This window comes from Bradyrhizobium sp. 139, from assembly GCF_023074175.1.
Classification (GTDB): Bacteria; Pseudomonadota; Alphaproteobacteria; order Rhizobiales; family Xanthobacteraceae; genus Bradyrhizobium.
This window is the reverse complement of the sequence record NZ_JADPKS010000099.1, coordinates 1-1280: the sequence shown is the minus strand read 5'-3', so window position 1 is coordinate 1280 and position 1280 is coordinate 1. Positions and strand designations below refer to the sequence as shown.

Here is a 1280-nt window from a genome sequence, read left to right as displayed (position 1 = left end):
CTTTTCCAATGCGCGAGCATCGGTGGACGGGTGGAGCGAAGTTGCTAGGTCCATTGCGACTAGCGAATTTGATTTCGTCATCTCATACCTCTGAGGCCAATTGAACCGGCGGGTGCCGCGATCGTTCGCTTTCCAACGGCCTGATGTGGCGGTCGGGCATGAATCGAGGGCCCCCATAGTCCTTGGCGATTAGTTGCTTTTCGACGTCGGGATCGTAGACCTGTGCGTGCGCTGTTATTGTGCTGTTTGAATGTAATTCCGCAGATTTCATGCGTCATCCCATGTCAGAGGCCAAAAACCTGTGATGAGCTGCGGATTGCTTCAGTTTAGACAGGTCAGCAACTTTAGTGGCGCAGTGGTCTCCTTCGAGCATGCGCGGCTATCTGAGTGAGTCAACCGGCGTTTGGTCTGACTGCTTTCCTGCGGTTTGAACTAGAGCCTAGGACTTGTGGCTGCGACCGATAGTCTTTCAACCTTCGATGATCTACGCATCGCAGTGTTGTGCGGTGCACGCTGTGGCCGGAATGTGTTGGTGCAGCTAAAGATAGATAGACTCACCTCCAGGCTGGAAGAATTCTGCGATATGAGAGCATCATTGTAAAAATAATCATGCCGGCATTTCACCGAGTGAATCAAAAGGGTACCGAAGAATCGAAGTCGGTAATAATTGTTAATGATGGAAATAAGCAATGCGTTTCAGCAAGCCGCAGAGGCCTTACAGGGAGTTCAAATTCTGCCTGATGACCACCGAGATTCGGTAACATATGGCGTCGCATGAAGCTGAGAACTTCCTTATGCCACAGCCGTAGCAGACTCGAGCCTAACGCAGAGATCGTAAGAAGCTTCGTGTTCCAGCATGCGGGCGCAGTATTTCGAGAGCGCGACGACTTACATTGCAGAAATTCGGCTTATGGAGTCGGTAGCGTTGGGTGGCTGACAACTTGATCAAGGTGTCGCGAATTTGACGGCCCTCAAGGTATGCTGGTGGATCGCGTACGATTCAGGGCAAGTCGCCGCGAGGTGTTGACTGTTCGTCACGCATCCAGAGGCGAATGAGGGTGGAGGTAAACAGCGTGAATTTTGACATCGCACAGCAGACCGCTTCTGTCGTTTTTTCCGATTCTTATTTGGAAGCTCGGAAAAAATTCGTGGCCGCGGTGCCCACGTCGAGATCGTATTTATGCAGCTCAAAGGGGCCATCAGGCGAGGCTCTGTTCACGGATGTGGCGTATTTTGGCAGCCCGGACGCCAGGAAGCTCCTGATCCTGATTTCCGGCACG

General features: G+C 52.2%; 1 protein-coding gene. It reads left to right on the top strand.

Features of this window, described 5'->3' with window-relative positions; translation table 11 throughout:
- Positions 1-1073: 1073 nt before the first annotated feature.
- On the top strand, positions 1074-1280 hold a 207-nt coding region (locus IVA80_RS22195; protein ID WP_247435222.1), incomplete at its 3' end, for a DUF2817 domain-containing protein.